This is a genomic window from Corallococcus praedator (genome assembly GCF_003612125.1).
GTDB classification, from domain to species: domain Bacteria; phylum Myxococcota; class Myxococcia; order Myxococcales; family Myxococcaceae; genus Corallococcus; species Corallococcus praedator.
Window position 1 is genome coordinate 1 of the sequence record NZ_RAWI01000028.1, and the last position, 19,417, is coordinate 19,417.

15 protein-coding genes are annotated in these 19,417 nt (G+C 69.5%); 8 read left to right on the forward strand and 7 right to left on the reverse strand.

Going from position 1 to position 19,417, the window contains the following annotated elements; genetic code table 11:
• From D7Y13_RS45645 to D7Y13_RS05865, 3 genes are all read left to right on the forward strand, one after another.
• Window positions 1-1,072 (forward strand): hypothetical protein (locus D7Y13_RS45645; protein WP_158626146.1); only part of this gene is annotated, 1,072 nt, incomplete at its 5' end.
• A 69-nt stretch (window positions 1,073-1,141) separates the two neighbouring features.
• Window positions 1,142-1,756 (forward strand): GNAT family N-acetyltransferase, encoded by a 615-nt coding sequence (locus tag D7Y13_RS05860; protein WP_120583170.1) that lies wholly within the window; start codon window positions 1,142-1,144, stop codon window positions 1,754-1,756.
• 82 nt (window positions 1,757-1,838) lie between these two features.
• Window positions 1,839-3,980 carry a M28 family peptidase gene (locus D7Y13_RS05865; protein ID WP_120583171.1) on the forward strand — a complete coding sequence of 714 codons (2,142 nt, stop codon included), beginning with the start codon at window positions 1,839-1,841 and terminating at the stop codon, window positions 3,978-3,980.
• A gap of 53 nt (window positions 3,981-4,033) precedes the next feature.
• Here D7Y13_RS05865 and D7Y13_RS05870 read toward each other — a convergent pair whose 3' ends face one another.
• On the reverse strand, window positions 4,034-4,939 hold the full coding sequence (locus tag D7Y13_RS05870; RefSeq protein WP_120583172.1) for a hypothetical protein: 906 nt from the start codon (window positions 4,937-4,939) through the stop codon (window positions 4,034-4,036).
• A gap of 200 nt (window positions 4,940-5,139) precedes the next feature.
• Here D7Y13_RS05870 and D7Y13_RS05875 point away from each other — a divergent pair, with 200 nt between their 5' ends.
• Window positions 5,140-5,691, forward strand: coding sequence for a CAP family protein (locus D7Y13_RS05875; protein WP_120583173.1), 552 nt, complete (start codon window positions 5,140-5,142; stop codon window positions 5,689-5,691).
• Window positions 5,692-5,755: 64 nt separating this feature from the next.
• On the opposite strand, the gene D7Y13_RS05880 is transcribed toward D7Y13_RS05875, so the two are convergent.
• Together D7Y13_RS05880 and D7Y13_RS05885 are read right to left on the reverse strand one after the other, a co-directional pair.
• Window positions 5,756-6,637, reverse strand: coding sequence for an NAD(P)-dependent oxidoreductase (locus tag D7Y13_RS05880; RefSeq protein ID WP_120583174.1), 882 nt, complete (start codon window positions 6,635-6,637; stop codon window positions 5,756-5,758).
• Between the two features lie 121 nt (window positions 6,638-6,758).
• Window positions 6,759-8,081, reverse strand: a complete 1,323-nt coding sequence (locus tag D7Y13_RS05885; protein WP_158620336.1) for an amidohydrolase family protein — start codon at window positions 8,079-8,081, stop codon at window positions 6,759-6,761.
• A gap of 217 nt (window positions 8,082-8,298) precedes the next feature.
• On the opposite strand from D7Y13_RS05885, the gene D7Y13_RS05890 reads away from it, so the two are divergent.
• Both D7Y13_RS05890 and D7Y13_RS05895 read left to right on the forward strand, forming a co-directional pair.
• A complete protein-coding gene (locus D7Y13_RS05890) occupies window positions 8,299-9,657 on the forward strand; it encodes a hypothetical protein (RefSeq protein ID WP_120534432.1) in 1,359 nt (452 codons plus the stop codon).
• 176 nt (window positions 9,658-9,833) lie between these two features.
• Window positions 9,834-11,123 carry a hypothetical protein gene (locus tag D7Y13_RS05895; protein ID WP_147444267.1) on the forward strand — a complete coding sequence of 430 codons (1,290 nt, stop codon included), beginning with the start codon at window positions 9,834-9,836 and terminating at the stop codon, window positions 11,121-11,123.
• A 49-nt stretch (window positions 11,124-11,172) separates the two neighbouring features.
• Here the strand turns inward: D7Y13_RS05895 and D7Y13_RS05900 are convergent, their stop codons facing one another.
• On the reverse strand, window positions 11,173-12,612 hold the full coding sequence (locus tag D7Y13_RS05900; protein WP_120583176.1) for a glycoside hydrolase family 43 protein: 1,440 nt from the start codon (window positions 12,610-12,612) through the stop codon (window positions 11,173-11,175).
• A gap of 226 nt (window positions 12,613-12,838) precedes the next feature.
• Here D7Y13_RS05900 and D7Y13_RS05905 point away from each other — a divergent pair, with 226 nt between their 5' ends.
• Window positions 12,839-16,045 carry an ELWxxDGT repeat protein gene (locus D7Y13_RS05905; RefSeq protein ID WP_120583177.1) on the forward strand — a complete coding sequence of 1,069 codons (3,207 nt, stop codon included), beginning with the start codon at window positions 12,839-12,841 and terminating at the stop codon, window positions 16,043-16,045.
• Between the two features lie 170 nt (window positions 16,046-16,215).
• The gene (locus D7Y13_RS05910) at window positions 16,216-17,076 is read left to right on the forward strand and encodes an OmpA/MotB family protein (protein WP_120534428.1); all 861 of its coding nucleotides are present in this window, start codon (window positions 16,216-16,218) and stop codon (window positions 17,074-17,076) included.
• A gap of 40 nt (window positions 17,077-17,116) precedes the next feature.
• Here the strand turns inward: D7Y13_RS05910 and D7Y13_RS05915 are convergent, their stop codons facing one another.
• From D7Y13_RS05915 to D7Y13_RS05925, 3 genes are all read right to left on the reverse strand, one after another.
• Window positions 17,117-17,920 (reverse strand): LytR/AlgR family response regulator transcription factor, encoded by an 804-nt coding sequence (locus D7Y13_RS05915; protein ID WP_120534427.1) that lies wholly within the window; start codon window positions 17,918-17,920, stop codon window positions 17,117-17,119.
• On the reverse strand, window positions 17,917-19,026 hold the full coding sequence (locus D7Y13_RS05920) for a sensor histidine kinase (RefSeq protein WP_120534426.1): 1,110 nt from the start codon (window positions 19,024-19,026) through the stop codon (window positions 17,917-17,919). Before D7Y13_RS05920 ends, D7Y13_RS05915 begins: the two co-directional genes overlap by 4 nt.
• A 98-nt stretch (window positions 19,027-19,124) precedes the next feature.
• Complete coding sequence (locus D7Y13_RS05925; RefSeq protein ID WP_120534425.1) at window positions 19,125-19,400, reverse strand: hypothetical protein; 276 nt, start codon at window positions 19,398-19,400, stop codon at window positions 19,125-19,127.
• Window positions 19,401-19,417: the final 17 nt, after the last annotated feature.

Here is a 19,417-nt window from a genome sequence, read left to right on the forward strand (position 1 = left end):
GGGCGGGGGGCTGTGGGGCACGCGCTTCACCGCGCACGCGCGCGTGTATCCGCTGGGCGTCGCTCGCTCCTTCTTCCTCCAGGGCGGGATGACCTATCACCAGGGCCGCGAAGCAGACTCCGAGGGCGACTCGCTGTCCGTGCGCGTCACCCGTGATGCCGCCCGCACCGCGAACGCCACGCTGGGCTACCGCGCGGATCTGGGCACGCGCGGATGGCTCGCCTTCGAGGCCGGCTGGGCCTTTCTGGTGCAGGGCGTCGAGTTCGCGAGCCTTGTCTCCGCGCCCGCGCCGCCCGTCTCGCGCGGGATGCAGGATGAGCTCCGTCAGCTCTTCGCGACGCCCTTCGGTCCCCAGGCGCTGGCCGCGTTCGAGCAGACCCGCAAGGCCGGGTTGGAGCCCGTTTACGGCATCTCGCTGGCGGACCGCGAGCGCATGCGGCAGGTGGTGGAGACCTTCAGTGCGGTGGCGCAGGACCGCGACCGCGCGGAGCTCATCCTCTTCAGCGCGACGGTGGTGTCCTCCCTGGGCTCCAGCGCCATCCTGCTGTCCCAGGAGGGCACTGACGCGCGGCTGCAGGGCTTCGGCACGCTGGGCGTGAGCCTGCTCTTCGGCAGCCTGGACCTGCTGCAGCAGTTGCGTCGCGAGGACCCCGCGCTCCTCCTGGAGGAGTTCAACGCGTCCGACGCGGATCCGGCGGCGGATCCAGGCCGGACCATCGCCCGCGTGGACTACCGGCTCAACCGCTTCCTCGCGCAGGAGCGGAAGATCCGCCGGCAGCTCGCGACGGCGGGCTGGCTCTACGTGGGCGCGTCCGTGGTGATGTTCGGGCTGGCGGAGCTGCTGCGCGTGACGGACAGCGACCCCCAGGTGGTGGTGGATGGCGAGCGCGCCGCGCTGCTGATGGCGGTGAGCGGCACGTCCTACCTGCTGCGCGCCCACTACACGCAGAGCGCCACGGAGCACCTGGTGCGCCAGTGGAACTCGGACCCGGAGCTGCGGCGGCTGCCCCGCGTGTCCGTCGCACCCGTCCGGGGGGCGCGATGCTCGCCGTGGGCGCTGCCTTCTGAATGAACATCGCGTCGGCTTTCTTGCTGTTCGGGCTCCGGCCCTGGAGCCCGACGACAGGGTAGGGTCGGCGCCATGTCGATCCCTTCCTTCACCACGTACCCTGAACTCGAGACCGGGCGGTTCCGCCTGCGGCAGCCCCGGTTGGAGGACGCCGCAGCGCTGGCCGTCGTCTACGGCCACCCCGAGGTGTCGCGCTACCTCCTCTATGACGACTTGGGGAGCACGAAGGCCACGAGCGAGAAGTTGGCGCGGGACCTGGAGTCCGCGAAGCGCGGCGAGGGCTTCCGCTGGGTGCTGTGCGAGCGGGGGCAGGACGTCCCCCTGGGCAGCGTGGGGCTGTTCCACTGGAACGCGCGCGACCGCAACGCGGAAGTGGGCTACGTGCTCTCCATGCCCCTGTGGGGCCAGGGCGTGATGAAGGAGCTGCTGCCCACGCTCCTGCGCTTCGGCTTCGTTCAGATGGGGCTCCACCGCATCGAGGCCCGCCTGGACCCGCGCAACGCCGCCTCGATGCGCGTGCTCACCCGCGCGGGCTTCCAGCCGGAAGGCGTCCAGCGGGAGAACTGCGCCGGGCCCGGTGGCTTCACGGACACCGCCCTGTTCTCACTGCTGGAAAGGGAGTGGCGCCGCGACACATCCTCCGACGCGCCCGAAAAGAATGAGTGTCCGGGGGGCTCCCTGCCCTGAGCCCAGGGCGTCACGGCGCGGAGCGGAAGAGGGGTGCTCGGGCTGCACGGAAATCATAGGGTGGGCGCTTCCAGGACAACCCATGACCGCCCGCCCGCTCCCCCTCGCAGTCCTCGTGGTGCTCGCCGCGCTGGGCGCCGCCGCCCAGCCGCCCACGTCCCCGCTGGGACCCGTGTCGCCCACCACCGGTCTGGTGTTGCGGGACGACGTGGTGCACGCCCTCATCCAGGAGAGCTCGGGCGACCGCATCCACGACGGCGTGCAGCGGCTGTCGCTCCTCGCCCGGGACGCCCAGGACGGCTACGCCGAGGCGGCCGGATGGACGCTGGCCGCCGCCCAGGCCGCGGGGCTTCAGGACGTGCACCTGGAGGCGATGAAGGATGGCCCCCAGTGGCGCGCCACCCGGGGCGAGCTGTGGGTGGCCGGTCCCCACCGCTACCGGGTCACGTCCTACGCGGACCTGCCCATGTCCCTGGCGAGCGGCAGTGGCAGCTTCGAGGGCACGGGCCTGGAGCTGGTCGACGTGGGCACGGGCACCCAGGATGCGGAGTACGCGGGCAAGGACCTGAAGGGCAGGGTGGCGCTCACCCGAGGCCATCCCACGGCCACGCTGCGCACCGCGGTGGCGAAGCTCGGCGCGGTGGGCGTGGTGTCTTCCTATTCGACGCCGCCCTGGAACGCCCCCCACCGCATGGATGGTGACTTCCCGGATCAGGTGGGCTGGGCCCATGTCCCGAATGCGCTGCTGCCGCAGGGGCAGCGCCCGCCCTTCCTGTTCATGGTCTCGGACCGGCAGGGGCGCGAGCTGCGGGCCCAGCTGCGGGAGGGCCCGGTGAAGGTGGACGTGAGCGTCGCCTCGGAAGCGCCCACCGGACATCTCAGCATCGTCAGTGGCGTCATCCCCGGCACCCGCGCTGGGGAAGAGGTCGTCCTCACCGCGCACCTGGACCACTACAAGCCCGGGGCCGACGACAACGCATCAGGGGCGGCCACCCTGCTGGAGCTGGTGCGCACGTACACCACGCTCATCCGCCGGGGCGTGCTGCCGCCTCCGGTGCGCACCTTGCGCGTGCTGTGGCTGCCGGAGTTCGAGGGCACCCGCGAATGGTTCTCCCTCCACGGTGCGGATCCGGTGCGGCGGGTGGTCCAGTTCAACTTCGACATGCTCGGCGCCAGCATGACCCGCGCCCACTCGCGCTTCCTGGTGTCCTACACGCCGGACTGGAATGGCAGCTTCGTGAACGCCGTGTCCGAGTCCACGGTGGCCTTCATGAACCGCTTCAACGGGGTGGCCTACCCGCCGAGGAAGGACTTCCGCATCGGCTCGGTCACCGGCTCGCAGGATCCACTGGATGCCCACATGGATCGCTACAGCCGGGGCTCGGACCACCAGCTCTTCAACGACCACGGCATCCCCGGCGTGGCCTTCTCCACCTGGCCTGACGACGGCTACCACACCAGCGGCGACCGGCCGGAGAACGTGGATCCCACCCAGCTGCACCGCGCCGCCTTCGCGGGCCTGGCGAGCATCACCGTCGCCGCCTGGGCCGAAGGCACGGGCGCCCTGGAGCTGGCGCGCCTGGTGTCGGTGCACGGCGTGCGGCGCGTGGCGGAGGACGAGTTCCGGGCCCGCCGCGACCTGGCCGCGACGCCCGTCGCGCAGCTGCCCGGCACCGCCCGTCTGGCCCGCGCCGTGGTGCGCGCCGCCTACCAGCGCGAGCGCGACGCCCTGAGCTCCTGCGTGCCCCTGGGGGCGCCCGCCGCGCCGGTGCAGGCCATGGCCCGGGCGCTGGAGACCGCGGAGACGCAGGCCCTGAAGCGCGTGGAGGTGGAGGCCAAGGCGCGCGGGGTGTCGTTGAAGGAGCCTGCTCCCAGCGAGGCCGAACGTCGGGCGCGGGCCTTCGTTCCGCGTCGCGTGAAGGGCCAGGAGCTTGCCTCGTTCGACGACGTGGAGCGCCGTGCGACCCCCGAGGCAAAGCCCCGGGTGGACGCGGTGCAGGCCGCCCTGACCGCGGCGGCCACGGCCCTGCGAGAGCGAGGGGAGGGCGAGCTGCGCTTCTACCAACTGGCCGAAGCGCTCGCGAGCTACGCCGACGGCGGGCGCTCCGTGGCGGACATCCGCGACGCGGCCTATGCCGAGTACGGCCACGTCTTTCCCGTGGAGGCGCTCGTGGACCTCTTCGAGCTGCTGGAGCAGGGCGGCGTCATGACGCGGAAGCGCTGAGGGGAACCCCCCCCGGACTGTTGAAGTCCGGGGGGCCGTTCGCGGGCAAGGCCTTACTGCATGCAGCCGGCCCAGCCGCGCTTGCCATTGGCCAGGTCCAGGTGGAACTGGCTGCCGGTGGTGCTGATGGAGACCGCGTCAGCCCAGTCTCCGAGGGTGGCCTGGAAGCTCCCCCGGACGCCCGTGACGCCGCAGGTCGCGCCGGCCGTGTTGGTGAGGTTGATCTGCGCCGTGCCCGGGTTGCCCGCCATCCAGTTCCAGTTGCCCAGGTCCTGGGTCGCGTCCAGGCACACGGCCGTGACGTGGTAGTTCACCGGATAGGAGTGGGTGCCGGGCTTGGCCACGAGCTTCCAGTAGGAGCCATCGTTGAAGACCCGGGCCTCGTCCGGGTTCGCCTGATCGTCGAACGCCCATCCGTACCCGGTGATGTCGCCGCTGCTGTCCTTGATGTCGACGGCGAGGTTCTTCACCTGCTGCAGGAAGCACTGGCGGGTGCCATTGGCGGGGCCAATCACCTTGTCACCGGAGGAGGCCTGCTGCCCCGTGCTCCAGTCGACCTCCAGGCGGTTCGCCGAGGTGTTCACGCAGCGCGCGAAGGCGATGAGGTGCTTTCCCGCCGCGGGCTGGACGAAGAGCTCGTAGTTGCCGCTGGCGTTCTTGCGCACGCCGGCCATCGCCGGGTACGTGCCGCCGGAGTAGAGGAAGGCGCCCACGGGCCGCATGTGCCCGCCGATGCCCGACAGGAAGCAGGTCCGGTTGACGGAGGTGCCGATGTCCACGGAGCTCGTCTGGGTATCCCCCCACGAGTAGTTCCAGTTGCCCGAGAAGGCGTCTTCCCGCTGCCCGATCGCGGTCTCATCCTGGAGCTCGGGCTGCTGCTCCTCCATGCCGCCGCACGCAGCCAGGGGAACCGCCACCATCGCGGACAGCGAGAGCGCCTTGATGAAGTTCGTGAGCATTGTGTGTTTCTCCTTGTCTGGGTTTGACGTGCTCTTGATGAGCATGCAGGGACCCATTTCAAGGCACGTGCCACGCTCCTCCCGCCCGCATTCCCCCGTGCGGCAGGGCTTTTCACGGCAAGCCCCGCCAGTCGTGGGCAGCTCCGGCCGGCAAACCTTGCCGGTCCCTGGGGCGACCCGGTGGGATAGGGTCGCCGACCATGCGCACCCATCGAGTCCTGTTCACCCTGCTGCTGCTCACCGCTCCCAGTGCACTCGCGCGCGAACCCTTCCCTGACGCGACGACCCATGAAATCCAGGCGATCTTGCTGAATGCGCACAATGGCTACCGCTCGCGCCACGACGCTCCCAGGCTGGAGGTGGATCCAGCGCTCGTGGCCTTCGCGAAGGGCCGCGCGAGAGAGGTCTCGACGTCCGAAGGTCTCGGCGAGGCCCACCGGGGACTCGTCCACGGATACGGTGAGAACCTCTATTGGGCCGGGAGCTCGACGAAGGCGGAGGCGGCCGCCATCGCGGCTGCCGCCGTCAAGGCCTGGTACGACGAGATGAAGCTGTACGACTTCAAGAACGGTTCCTCCTCCAAGGCCACCGGCCACTTCACGCAGCTGGTCTGGAAGGGCACCACCAAGGTGGGCTGTGCCGTCGCCCAGGGGAAGGGCTCCAGGTTGTACGAAACGTATGTGGTCTGTAATTACCAGGCCCCAGGAAACATGATGGGGGACTTCCAGAAGAACGTCTCCCCCAAGCGCTGACTGGGAGCGCGGCAGGGCCCCCTTGCACGCAAGAGGGCCTCGGCAATCGCGGGGACGGTCGGGATCAGTCCTGCTTCAGGGTGCTGAACACGGCGGGCAATTCCTTTTCACCCAGGCCCGCGCCGAGGGCCCGCCGGTAGTTCTCGAGCAGCTCCTTGGGGAAGCGCGCGCTGATGCGGGCGTCCGTGCTCAGCCGGACGATGTGCTCGATGGCCGCGACGTGGGTGTTGAGACTGCACTGATCACCCGAGAAGTCGTTGCGGTCGATCATCCCCTGCGCGGCGTCGGCGGTGACGGAGATCAGGCCGAGGAAGGAGTTCTTCTGGGCGAAGAAGGCCTTCGGATCGAGCCCTTCTGCCTTGCACATCGCCGCGGCGTGGAGGACCGCCAGGGTGCCTCCGTAGTAGGCCTCCAGGATGGCGCAGTCGAGCGTCGCGGCGGAGCCGATCTTCTCGTCGACGAAGACGGAGTTCCTGGCGATCGCCTGGAGGGTCTCCGCGTGCCGGTCGAAGGTGGCTTTCGACCCGGCGTAGAAGACCGTGGCGTAGTCGGTGGCCACGAAGGCCGGGTAGGCGAGGATCGCGGCATCCAGGTAGTCCACGCCGTGAGCCTTCGCCCACTCCAGCCCTCCTCGCGCGTCCGCGGGGGAGCCGCTGGTGATCTGGACGAGCGTCGTCCCGGCGAGCGCGGCCGCGACGCTCGTCGAGGAGACCAGCTCGGAGAAGGCGGCGTAGTTGGACAGCGAGACGACCACGAGTTCCCGTCCGGAGACGGCCTCGCCCAGGTTCTCGAACGCGAGGGTGCCACCGCCCACGGCCCTGGCCTTGGCTGGCGTCCTGTTCCAGACCGCGACCTCGTGCCCCGCCGCGGCGAAGGCCCGCGCCAGAGCGCTTCCCATGAGCCCACTGCCAATCACCGCAATCTTCGTCGGACGGCTGGAAGGCATCTTCAGTCCCCTGTTGTTTGAGCAAGCGCGGGCCTTGCACCCGGTGCTCGCGGATGAGAGCACGGGCGCGCTGGAGAATCCCGAGGTTGTTACAGGGGAGGCCGGGGCCGAAACGGCTGGTTCACGGAGGCTGGTGGTGACTTGGCTCCTGCGCCCACGGCTCGCGGAGCATGCTCCCGGTGCCAAGGGACAGGCCGTAGAGTTCCCCGGCATTCGTGCGCATCACCATCGTCGCGATCTCCTCGGCGCGGATGCGGCTCACTTCCCCACCGCGAACCATGTCGCCGAGTGCCATCGCCAGCGCGGTTCGCGTCTGGCTCGTTCCAATCCAGGCGGCCAGCTCCCAGCCGGTGTCCGGCCCGAAGGACGCGGCGTCGGTCCCGAAGAGCACCTTGTCGGGGAACTGGCGCAACCAGTCCCTGAGTATCGCGGCCAGCGCCTGGGGCGTGTAGAGCAACGCCATCGCGGACGTGTCCACGTACACGTTCGGCTTCCACATCATCGCGCGCGCATGGGCCGCGAAGACGCCACCGCCGTGCACGAGGACGAAGCGGGTGTGGCGCAGCGTCGGATCATTGAACGTCGGCTCCAGCAGCAGCGGGTCGGCTCCGGCGGTCTCGTAGTACGCACCCGGGCCCTCGAACGCGTGGAGGTGGACCGCCATCCCCAGGCGGCCGGCCTCGCGTGAAATCTCCCGGAACAGGAAGTCCTGGAGCGCCTTGTACTCGGCATGGGACGGCTCTCCACCGCCGACGTAGCGCGAGTACACGGCGGCCGCGGTCTGGGCGGGGACGTCGGCGAAGTCCAGGGAGCGGAGCAGGGCCGCCTCGAACTTCACCGCGACGCAGTCCGCCAGCTTGTGACGCTCCAGCGTGGGCGTCACCACGGTCCGCAGGTACGCCTCCAGTGTCCCCGGCAGCTCCGCGACCTTCAGCTCCGCCAGGTAGCGCCGCAGGAGCGACACCTCCTGCGGATACAGCTTGAGGCGATCCGGCGTCCTGGCGGCTTCCGCGCGCGTGGAGAGCGGAAACATCAGTGCATCCACGAAGGACACCCAGCGGAAGCGCGGCGGCGAAAGGCCCGGTCCCATCGCCACCCGGTTCGTGAGCATCACCTCCGTCCCCACGCGGTCCAGCACCCATTCGGGGAATCTCTCTCCGTGCTGCTCGGCGATGGCCCGCATGGTGGCCCGCAGCACGAGCCAGTGCTCGTCGCTCAGCAGCTCATCGTGGGGATATCCGTAGAGGGCTTGATACGCGGCCACCCAAACAGGGCTCTCCGGCTGCAAGGTCACAGGGAGCGGGAAGTCCCCCAGCACCTCCAACGAAAGCGCGTCGAACTCCGTGTCGCCGGGCACGGTCGTGTTCGCATGGGTGTGGTTGTCCACGGCCCGGAGCTCACCGATGAATTCGCGCAGCTCGGCCGTGCTCGTGTCCGGTGTCATCACGCCCTCCTTTTCACCATGACCATGGGGGAGGGTGCCGCCAACCGTGTGCGGGCATCCGTCCGCAGGACTCGCAGGCCGGCCATGGCCCGGTGCGGCAAGGCTCAGGTGGCACGGTTGCGCACATCGCGCACGCGATTGCGCCCTGGGTGGGATCCAAAGAGACCGGCAGCTGACAAGACAGCATGGAAGCAACCCCTGCCACGCTGGAGACACCGTGCGAGTCCCGAACAAATCCCTGGCCGTGGCGTGCGCCGCGGTCTTCCTGTCCTTCGGCTGTGGCGACGACGCGGATGACGGCCCCCCGCAGGCGGATGACATCGAGAGTCGGAGGGCGGGAGAGTCGCTCGACTCGCTGGAGTCCCGCTGGAAGCGGGCCGTGAAGGACAAGCCCACCGGCATCGCCTCCACCGTGGACCTGTCGGGCAGCTCCATCGTCCTGACCACGAGAGGCCAGACCCAGGTGGACGCGCCTGGCGTGCTGGTGCCCGCGCCCATGTTCCCCAACAACCAGCGCTGCCTCTTCCTGACCAACGCGCAGGTCGGCGCGCAGACGGGGCTGCTGGTGCTGGAGGGGACGCAGATCCAGTTCACCGCCGGCACGCTGGGCAGCGTCGAAGTCGGCTCCGCCACCGCGAACTCCGTGGTCGGGCTGACCACCCGGGATACCACCAGCGACTCCAACCCCACCGCCACCTTCCCCGAGGACTGGAGCGGCACGGACAAGTCCCTGTTCTTCTCCGACGCGGCCGTCATCCACGCCAGCAACCTCACGCTCACGGGCTTCACCCGGGGCCTGCTCATCACCCCCACGGGCAACACGCCCATCACGGGCAGCGTGACGGTGGGCTCCGCGGAGCGGCTGTACTGGGATGCGAAGTCCGTCATCCAGGTGGCGACGAGCACCGTCCAGAGCCCCGCGTTCGCGCTTGGCGGCGAGGTGAATGCCGGCGCCCTCAGCTCGCCGGAGCTGTCGGCCTCCGGTCAGCCTCCCAGCATGATCAAGGGCACGCAGGCCCAGGTGACGCTCCGCCCCGGCAACGTGAAGAGCCAGGGCTCCTTCCAGCTCACCCAGGGGGTGACGCAGCAGGGGGCCATGCTCCTGCCGGCCGACGTGGAGCTGGCCTATGACACGACGCCCGTCACGGTGAAGAAGAACCAGCGCGCGCTGATCCCCGTGGTGTTCCGGGAGAAGACGCTCCACGGGGATGCCGTGCTCTCCAAGCTCGAGGTGACGGGCACCGGCAAGGAGGCGGTCAGCGTCCCGTTGGATCAGGTGGAGAGCTACCTGGATTCGCTCTGGGCGAACGTGGGGCAGTCAGGCATCAGCGCGCCCTTCCTGGCCATTGGCCTCGCGCCCCTGTCGCCGTTCATCGCACTGGGAGAGGCGCTCGGGTGTCTGTTCTCCACCTGTCCCCGTGCCTTCCCCATCTGGATGGAGACGGGGAAGGTGGAGCGCTTCCACATCATCGTCCAGGGCAAGCTTCCCCCGGGCACCTACGACGCGACGGTCACGCTGGTGGGCCACAACTCCACCGCCCAGAGCATCCCGGTGGCCTTCACCATCACCGAGTAACGGGGCGTTTGATGCGCTCACCGCGGTGGGAGAGCACTTCCCCACCGCGGAAGGCGCGGCCCTCCCGAATGCACTGTCGTTGCCGCGGGCCTTCGCAATATCGCATCGCGTCCTCCCGGCCGTGTATCCTGGTCATTCCACGGATACGGATCGGCTGTTCACGGAGACGCATCGGCATGTCACTGGGATTCGAAGTCGAGTTGAATGTCAATGTAAGAACCCAGTCCGGAAAAGTCTTCGACGGATTGTACAAAGGCGTGACGTTGTTCAAGACCCAGGTCAAGCCTGGCGTGAACGCGGTCATCGAGACAGGCACGATGGGCGGTTCGTCGACCTTGGAGCTTGTCTCCAACGTCAACCTCAACCCCTACGACTCCGCCCCCAAATGGAAGGTCCAGGTCAAGCAGCTCGTGGCGCTCGTCGAGGCCCTGTCGGGCATCAAGAGGATGGAATCCATCGAGTCCTTCGTGAGGCAGACCCAGCACACGCTGCTCAAGGTCTCCCCCAAGCGGATTTCCAAGGACGTCGACGAACGCATGGGTGCCTCGGAGGTCCCTTACTGGCAGAGCCTCTTCTGCTGCTGCTGGCCCTCGGAGGATCAACGGGTGGCGGAAGTCCGGGCCGCCACGCTGACGCCCGCTGGCAAGTTCATCTCGGATGACTGCATCCAGGTGAACTTCTCCACGAACCTGGACTACCTGGGCGAATGTCTTGTCAAGAAGGAGCACCCCTTCGATGCGCTATTGGAACCCAGGCATGGCGACGCCGAGATGCAAGTCGTCGCGAGCATCTTCAACCTGTCTTTGCCCCATCGATTCGGCCGCGAACACCCCCGGCTGCTGGCGTATCTGTTCCTGGTCCTGCACCGGCTGACGTTCGAACATCACATCGGGGCGGGAAAGAACCGCTTCCTCTTCCTGCCGCGCTTCGACCTCCTGGACCTCCGCGAGCGCTTGAGCGACACGGACCGCAAGGTCCTGGGCGACATGGACCTCGAGACCCTCTCCCAGCGCTGGTTTGCAAAGGGGAAAATGCGGCTGACAAGCGTCTTCAGCCCGGCGTATCAACAGGTGAAACGCAGCGGTCCCGCTCCCGTGCAGAACACGGTCGAGGAGTTCCTTCGTGCGGCCCTCTACGCCGACTTTGGAGGACTCAATCGGAAGGTGGTCACCGACCACATCATGCGCGTCCCAGATTCGACCTTGCCCATCGAGGTGAAGGGAGCCGACAACATCGTCTTTGAAGGGAGACTCGGCACCTGGACGCAGTTCGCCGGAAAGGACATCGACCTGGAGGAGCTGAGCCGCGAGGAAATCCTGGATGCACTCAAGCGGGCCCTGAAGGCGCTGGGCAACATCGTGACGGGGTACGACGTCGCTCCCAAGACGAAAAGGATCCCACTGGACGACTTGGACTCCGGAGAGGGTGAAGGCGACAGCCTGCTTGTTTCCCTCGGCGATGTCTGAGGCCAGCCGGCTCCCTCTCACGGGAGCCGGCCAGGTCATGCACGTCGCGCTACGGCAGGGGCCGGGAGCCCGCCGACGGACCCTCGGGGACCGCGGGCCAGCCGTTGGACCAGGTGATGGCATCCACGAGCATCACCCGCGCGGTGTGGGCGCTGTTCCAGGCGTGATAGACCATGAACGTGTCACCGCGAGGCCCGGTGACGACGGAGTTGTGCCCCGGCCCCACCCAGCCGCCACCCGTCGCGAGGATGGGCGCGCCGAGCTTCGTGTACGGACCCAGCGGGCTGGTGGCCCGCGCCACGCCCACCGCGTACCTGCTGTCGTAGTACGCGTTGCCGCTGTAGAAGAGGTAGTAGTAGCCGTCGCGCGCGACGACCCACGGCGCCTCCACGACGCCGCCCTCCCACCCCAGGTTGTTGGTGATGAGCGTGCGGCGCGTGCCCACCAGCGACAGGCCGTCCGCCGCCAGCTGCTGGCCGTAGATGGGCGTGGGCTGCCCCACCGCGTTGCCGTCCGCCTTCCACACGAGGAACGGCGTGCCGGCGGTGTCCTTGAAGAAGGTCGCGTCAATCATCCCCATGCCCGCGTCGTGCACCAGGGGCCGGCCCAGGTCGGTGAACGGCCCGAGCGCGCTGGCCGACGTGGCCGCGCCAATGGACAGACGTCCGTCCGAGTGCCGCGCCGTGTAGTACGCGATGAAGCGCGTTCCCACCTTGTGGAGCTCCGGCGCCCAGAAGTCGCCCGTCGCCCACGAGGGCCGCGTCCCGGACGGGAAGATGGAGCCCGCGCCCGTCCAGTTCACCAGGTCCGTGGACGTGCGCAGCGGGAAGGCGCTGGCGGCACCGCCGGACGTGCAGGCGGCGACATACCGCGTCCCATCATGGATGACGCCCGGGTCCGCGCAGTCCACGGGGACCACCGGGTTCTGGTACAGCCCGCCACAGCCCGTGTAGCGGAATGACATGCCACACGCGTTCGAGCCGCTGAAGTACGGCGCCCAGCCGTTCGACAGCACCGTGTAGGAATTGGGGGACGCATTCGTGCACGCCCGGTCCCAATACACGCGTCCGCCAACATCGTCGTACTGCGCCGGGTGGTTCGCAGGGCGCAGCCACGCCGCCCCGTAGGTGACGCGCGTCGCGCACGCGGCGGCCCCGGCGCAATCCGTGTCGAGCGCGAGGACACACGCGTTGTTGCCGGTGAAGTACGGCCGCCAGCCATTGGAGAGCACCGCGTAGGAATTGGTGCCCTCGTTGATGCAGGCGCCGTCCCACGTCACCAGGTCCGCCGCGACGTCATACTGCGCCGGGTGGCCCGAGGGACGGATCCACCGGTCGCCGTAGGTGATGCGCGTGCTGCACGCGAGCTCCTGGGAAGCGGAGCCCACGGGGGACGCGTCCACGGGCGCGGCGTCAGGGCCGCAGCCGGAAGCGAGCGCCGACAGGGCGCCCACGACCGCCAGGGCCAGGATGCGGGGGGATTGTTTCATGCGAAGACCTCCGAGCAAGGGGGGAAGGTGAACCAGTATGGTGGTCCTGATAAAACAGTCAAAACTGTTTTCCCTGCGTGCGCGGAGGGCGTGTTCCCGTGGCGTCATTCGTTCAGGGAGCCTCCCGGACTCAATCTTTCCTCGCTCGCGCGTCTGACCTGCTGCCGTGCCTGTGCCGCATGCATTCCGATTTTCGGAGCATGTGTGTCCTTGGAGGCGATCCGCCGTGACCCACCCATCTGTCTTCCGGGGAGCCCGTTGGCTCGTCCTGGCGCCCCTGCTTGGCTGCGGTTCCTCCGACTTGGAGGCCGCTGCCACATCCCTCCCGAGCGCGCCCGCTTCGCGCCCGCTGGCGCTGGCCACGGGACCCGAGCTGCTGCGGGACGTGAACACCCGACCGAGCCCCTTTCCGCGCATCCTCACCAGCAGCTCCGGGTCTGGCGGAGGCGCCGTCACCCTGGCCAATGGCACCGCCGTGATGGTGCTCGACGATCCCCTGACGGGATGGGACCTGTGGCGCAGCGACGGCACCTCCGCGGGCACCACCCTCATCCAGGACCTGACGCCGGGGATGCTCTCCAGCGTCCAGGGTCCCACGGAACTCACCGCCGTGGGCAACGCGGCCTACTTCTTCACGGCGCGGAGCTTCCTGGGCAGGACGGGCCTGTGGAAGACAGATGGCACCACGCCTGGAACCCTCCTCCTCCAGGAGTTCGAGGGCTCGGGAGATGACTCAGACGAGCGGCGCGGCACCATCCTTCCGTTCGGCTCCGGCGTCCTCTTCTCCTTCGGCAGCGCGCTGTGGAAGACGGATGGCACGGTGGCGGGGACCCGGGAGCTCAAGCGCTTCCCGCCCAGGGTGGATGGGTTCGGCTACGAGTTCCCCGGGATCACCGCGCTCGGCGTGGCGCTCGACGGCGTCGCGCTCTTCATGGGCAACGACTCCGCCACCGGCATGGAGCTGTGGAAGACGGACGGCACGCCCGAGGGCACCGTCCCCGTCAAGGACCTCATCCCGGGAGAAGCGGACGGCCAGACCTGGCGCTTCACGCGGGTGGGGCAGAGCGCCTTCTTCGTCGGGGGCCTCGCCATGGATCAGCTCTGGAGGAGCGATGGCACCCCGGAGGGCACGACCGTCGTGTACGCGTTCCCGGAGTTCCAGGACCGCATCAACCTGCTCACCGCGGTGGGAAGCACCCTGTACTTCTCCACGGACCGCGCGCTCTGGAAGAGCGATGGGACGACGGCGGGCACCGGGGAGGTGCAGCGCTTCAGCCGCTGGAACTCGTACGGACTCCAGGTCGTGGGCAGCCGGCTCTTCTTCGTCGCGTACGACGCCGTCGCGGGCGAGGAGCTGTGGACGAGCGATGGCACGCCCGGCGCCGCCACGCGCGTGGCGGACCTGTGGCCCGGGGCAGGGGACTCGCAGCCCTCCAACTTCGAGTCCTGGAAGGGCCACCTCTACTTCCAGGCCACGCCCCAGGCGGGCATGCTCGGCCTGTACAAGACGGATGGCACCCCCGCCGGCACCACGGCGCTGAAGACGTGGGAGGGCTACACCGGGGACTACGCCCCGAGTTCGCTCGACCCGGTGAGCCTGGGAGACTCGCTCCTCTTCCACGTCGAGCCGCTTTCAGGCGGGACGCAGGTGTGGCGCACCGATGGCACCGTCGCGGGGACGCGCCTCCTGGAGCCGCTGAAGGCGGGCGCGACGCGGTCGTCCATGGCGTCCCTCTCCAACGTGGGGGAGCTGGCGGGCCACCTCTACTTCCTGGCCTCCGAGGACGGGCAGCTGCTCTCCCTCTGGAAGAGCGACGGGACGTCCGCCGGGACCTCCCGGCTCACCACCTTCGCCAACACCCGGGCGGACCTCTTCGCGGAGGCGTTCGCCACCCAGAGGGTGGGCACCCGGTTGTTCTTCGGGCTGGAGGACACCACGCACGGCGCGGAGCTCTGGCGGACGGACGGCACCGCGGCGGGCACGGCGCGGGTGAAGGACCTGGTCCCCGGCGAGGACGGGAGCGACCCGCGCAACCTCATCGAGGTGGGCGGGGGGCTCCTCTTCACCGCGGGCAGCTATGAATCCATGCAGCTCTGGAAGAGCGATGGGACGGAGGCGGGCACCGTGCCCGTTGCGCTCTCCGACCCGGAGGCCGTGCTGAACGAGGCGCATACCTTCACGAAGCTGGGGGACCGGGTGCTCTTCGCCGCCAAGAACGCGGACGGCGATGAAGTCCTGTGGGTCACGGATGGCACGACCGGGGGCACGCGGGTGCTCAAGACCTTCGTGAAGGGGACGGGCGTCAGCTCCACCTGGGTCAACGACATCGCGGTCGCCAACGGCGTCGCCTTCTTCGCGCTGACGGAACTCCACCAAGAAGAGGCCGCGGGCGACCCGGCCCGCCTCTGGAAGACGGACGGAACGCCGGAGGGCACCGTGCAACTGGTCCCCCAGACGTTCGGCGGCCTGGACGCGCTCGCGTGGGTGAACGGGCGGCTCTACTTCGCGTCGAGCAACGCGGCGAATGGCTGGGAGCCGTGGGTCAGCGACGGGACGGCGGCGGGCACGCGGATGCTCGTGGACCTCCACCCGGGCACAGGCAGCAGCAACCCCCGCCATTTCCTGAAGCTGGGCACCACCGTGTTCTTTACCGCCAACGATGGCACGCACGGGATGGAGCCGTGGGTGACGAACGGCACGCCGGAGGGCACCTCGCGGCTGGCGGACATCTGGCCCGGCGCCGAGTCCGGCATGCGCTTCTTCGTGGCGGACGGCACGTCCTTCCTCGCGCCGCTGTCCCTCGAGGACCGGGGCATCGTGCTCTTCTCGGCGGCGGAGCCCGGGCACGGCGCGGAGCTGTGGCGCACGGACGGCACGGCGGCGGGCACCTCCCGTTGGGTGGACGTGCTGCCCGGCCCGCTCTCCTCGGACCCCACCAACCTGGCGCGCCTGGGCGACCGGCTCTTCTTCTTCGCCGCGGATGAGACGCATGGCCGCGAGCCCTGGAGCCTCTCGCTGGACTTCACGCCGACGGCACCGGACACGACGGCGCCGGTCCTCACCTGTCCGGCCAACGTGACGGCGCGGGCCAGCGGCGCGGACGGCGCGGACGTCACCTACGCCGCGACCACCGTCGCCGACGAGCGCGGGGAGACCGTCGCTCCCACCTACAGCCAGGCCTCCGGCACGCGCTTCCCGGTGGGGGACACCACGGTCAGCGTCACGGCGAAGGACGCGTCGGGGAACGAGGCCCGGTGCACCTTCCAGGTGAAGGTGGAGCCGGCCGCGAAGCCGCAACCGCCCGCCGACACGGACGACTCCGGCTCTGGCTGCAGCGCGGCGCTGACGCCGGAGGCATGGCCGTTCTGGTCCCTGCTGACGCTGGGCTGGACGCTGCGCCGGCGCAAGGGCACTCGCGGCACCGACGCCTGACGCAGGGGGCGCACGGGACGGCGGAGGCCCGCGATGGGGCACCGCCGTCCCGTGCGCCCCGGGTTCAACAATGCACCTCCAGACACCTGCACGCACCCGGGTCGCCTTGCGGTGCACCTGTCGGATGCCGCTAGCGTGCCTGTCGTCCATTCCAACCCGGAGGTCGCGACATGGAAACGGAACGCGGAAGGGCCTGGGTCCCCTGGCTGGTGACGGCGCTGGTGGCGGTGCTCGCGGGCACGGTGCTCTACCTGTCGCATCGCAGCTCGACGCTGGCTGACGCGGCGGCGACGGCGGCGGCCACCCGGGCCAGCGACGCCGAGGCCGCGAAGCAGTTGCTGGAGACGAAGCTGGCCGCGCTGGAGGCCGAGCGCGAGAAGCTGACCACGGAGAAGGATCAGCTCAACACCGAGAAGGCCCAGCTCAGCCAGACGGTGCAGGAGCAGGAGGCGGAGCTGGCCCGGCTCAAGGCCACCTACGAGGACCTCCAGGACAAGATGAAGAAGGAGATCGCCGAGGGCGCCGTCCGCCTGACGCAGAACGAGGGCCGCATCCAGGTGGACCTCGTCGACAAGGTCCTCTTCGATTCAGGGGACGCCAGCATCAGCGCGCGCGGCCAGGAGGTCCTCACCCGGCTGGGCGGCGTCCTGTCCAAGGTGGATGACAAGCGCATCCAGGTGTCGGGGCACACCGACGACTCACCCCCTTCCCAGAAGCTCCAGGCCACCTTTCCCACCAACTGGGAGCTGTCCGTCGCGCGCGCCGTCAACGTGGTGCGCTTCCTCCAGGACAAGGGCGGCGTGCCCGCGAAGCGCATGCTCGCGGCCGGCTACGGCGACACGCGGCCCCTGGGGGCCAATGCCTCGCCCCAGGGACGCGCTCGCAACCGCCGCATCGAGCTGCTGCTGATTCCGGAGCTGTCCGCCCGGCGCAACCCCGCCATCGCGAAGGCAGCCCCCGCGAAGGCGGCCCCCGCGAAGGCGACCCCGGCGAAGCCCGTCCTCGTCAAGAAGGTCCGGGCCAACAAGTAGGACTCAGGGGCGGCGGGCGTGCGGCGAGCGGGCCCGGGGTTCAGCGCAGGTGCTGGAACTTCTCGCGGTGGCTTCGCGCGACCCGCAGCTCCGCGCCGCCGGTGAGCACGACGATGAGCTCCCTGCGGCCCTCGCTGCGCAGCTCCCGGATGCGGCGCGAATTGACGATGGCCGAGCGGTGGATGCGCATGAAGCACCCCGGATCCAGGCGCGCCTCCAGGCTCTGCATCGACTCGCGGTGGAGGTACGCCTTCCCGCCCGCGTGGATCTGCACGTAGTAGTCGGCGGCCTCGATGTATTCGATTTCGTCCACGTCCAGGAACACCACGCGGCCCGTGTCACGGATGGCGAGCCGGCGCACCCACGGCTCGGGCGCGGGCGGAGGTGGCGGGGCGGGCACGCCATCGCGCTCACCGTAGGTCGAGAGCACCGACATCAGCCGCTGGCTCAAGTCCGACATGCGCGTCAGGCGGATCTGCGCCTTGGCGCGGCCGACGGCGTCGTGGAAGCGCTCGTCGCCAAAGGGCTTGAGCAGGTAGTCCAGCGCGTGGATGTCGAAGGCGCGCAGCGCATAGCGATCATACGCGGTGACGAAGATGACGGCCGGGACCTCCGCGGGGGCCAGGTGGGCCAGCACCTCGAAGCCGTTGAGTTCGGGCATCTGCACATCCAGCAGCACCAGGTCGGGCCGCTGCTCGCGGATGAGCCGCACGGCCTCCGGCCCATTGCCCGCCTCGCCCACCACGCGGACCTCCGGGTCGCGGGCGAGCAGCAGGCACAGGCCCTCTCGGGCCAGGGGCTCGTCATCCACGACGAGCGTGCGGATGCACGCGGACGCATTCATGACGCGGCCTTCTCCAGCGAAGCGGACTCGAAGGGCAGCTCCAGGCGCGCGTGCACGCCGCCCCCTGCGCGGTTCTCCAGCGTGAAGGCGTGGCGGTCGCCGTAGAGCTGGTGCAGGCGCGCGCGCACGTTGGCCACGCCGATGCAGCCGTCGCGGGTGTCCCAGCCGGGAGAAAGGCCGGGCCCGTCGTCGAGCACCTCCAGCAGCAGCCGTGCCCCGTCCCGCGAGGCGCGCAGCTCCACGCGTCCGGCGCCGGAGCGCGTGGCGAGACCGTGCTTGAGGGCGTTCTCCACCAGCGGCTGGAGGATGAGGTGCGGCACGAGCGCGCCGAGCGTGGCGGGGTCGATGGCGCGGACCACCTGGAGCCGATCCGGGAAGCGGGTCTGCTCGATGTCGAGGTAGCGCTCCAGGAAGTCGAGGTCCTCGTGGAGCGGGACGTGCTGGCGGCCGCTGGTGTTGAGGGCCATGCGCAACAGCTCGCTCACGCCGGTGAGCATGCGGATGGAGCCGACGGTGTCCTGCTTGCGCACCAGGACGGAGATGGCGTTGAGCGTGTTGAAGAGGAAGTGGGGGTGGAGCTGGGCGCGCAGGGCGTCAAGCCTCGCGTGGGCCAGCCGCGTCTCCAGTTGGGCCTGGGCCAGCTCCCCCTCGCGGTAGCGGCGGTGGTATTCGATTGCGTGGCCGACGGCGAGGATGCCGCCGTACACGAGCAGGTCCGTGACGAAGTACTTGAACACCAGGAGCGGCAGCACCTGGCCCAGGGAGTTCTGCAGGAACCACGGCTCCTTCGCGGCCCGCGACACGAAATAGACAAGGATGACGTGGGGAACGAGCAGCGCGGCATGCGCCGTCAGGTGCACCGCGAGGCTCCGGGGCCAGCCGTCCCGCTCCAGCCGATAGCGCCGTCCGAGCGCGAGGATGATCGGGGTGGCGAAGGCCCAGTACTGCCACGGCGGCAACTGCATCAGCAGCGCCCGGCTCAAGGGGTAGTTGGGGTCCCTGGCCTGCGAAGAGAAATAGACGTGGATTGAAGTGATGACGCCTGGCAGGGCCCACATGAGCATGAGCCGGGGCAGGCGGCGCGCGAGGGAAGGGGAGGCGTCCACGGGGAGCCGATGCTACCTCCTCGCCCGGAAGTCCCGGCGGGCCGGTGCAGCCAACGGGCTCCGCCCTGCAGCCAACGGGCACGCGGGGCCTCCCGGGCTCAATCCTCGTCGTCAACCGCGTGGGGCTCGGGCTCCAGCCGGGCCTGACGCTCGCTGGCCTCCCACGACGCTTCCGCGTCACCGGCGTGCACGCGGGCGGCGGCCTCATCGTCCTGCGCGCCCGTCCACGTGGTGTGCCCGCCTGCGAAGCCTTCCAGCGGCCGGGGCCCACGGTGGGACTCCACCTCCAGGTCCTTCTCTTCCTCCGCGCGCAGCCGCTCCCGCTCCTGTTCCCGCTCGTGCTGGTGCTGCTTCTCGATGGGGCTGTCCGCCATGGTGCCGTCACCTCCTG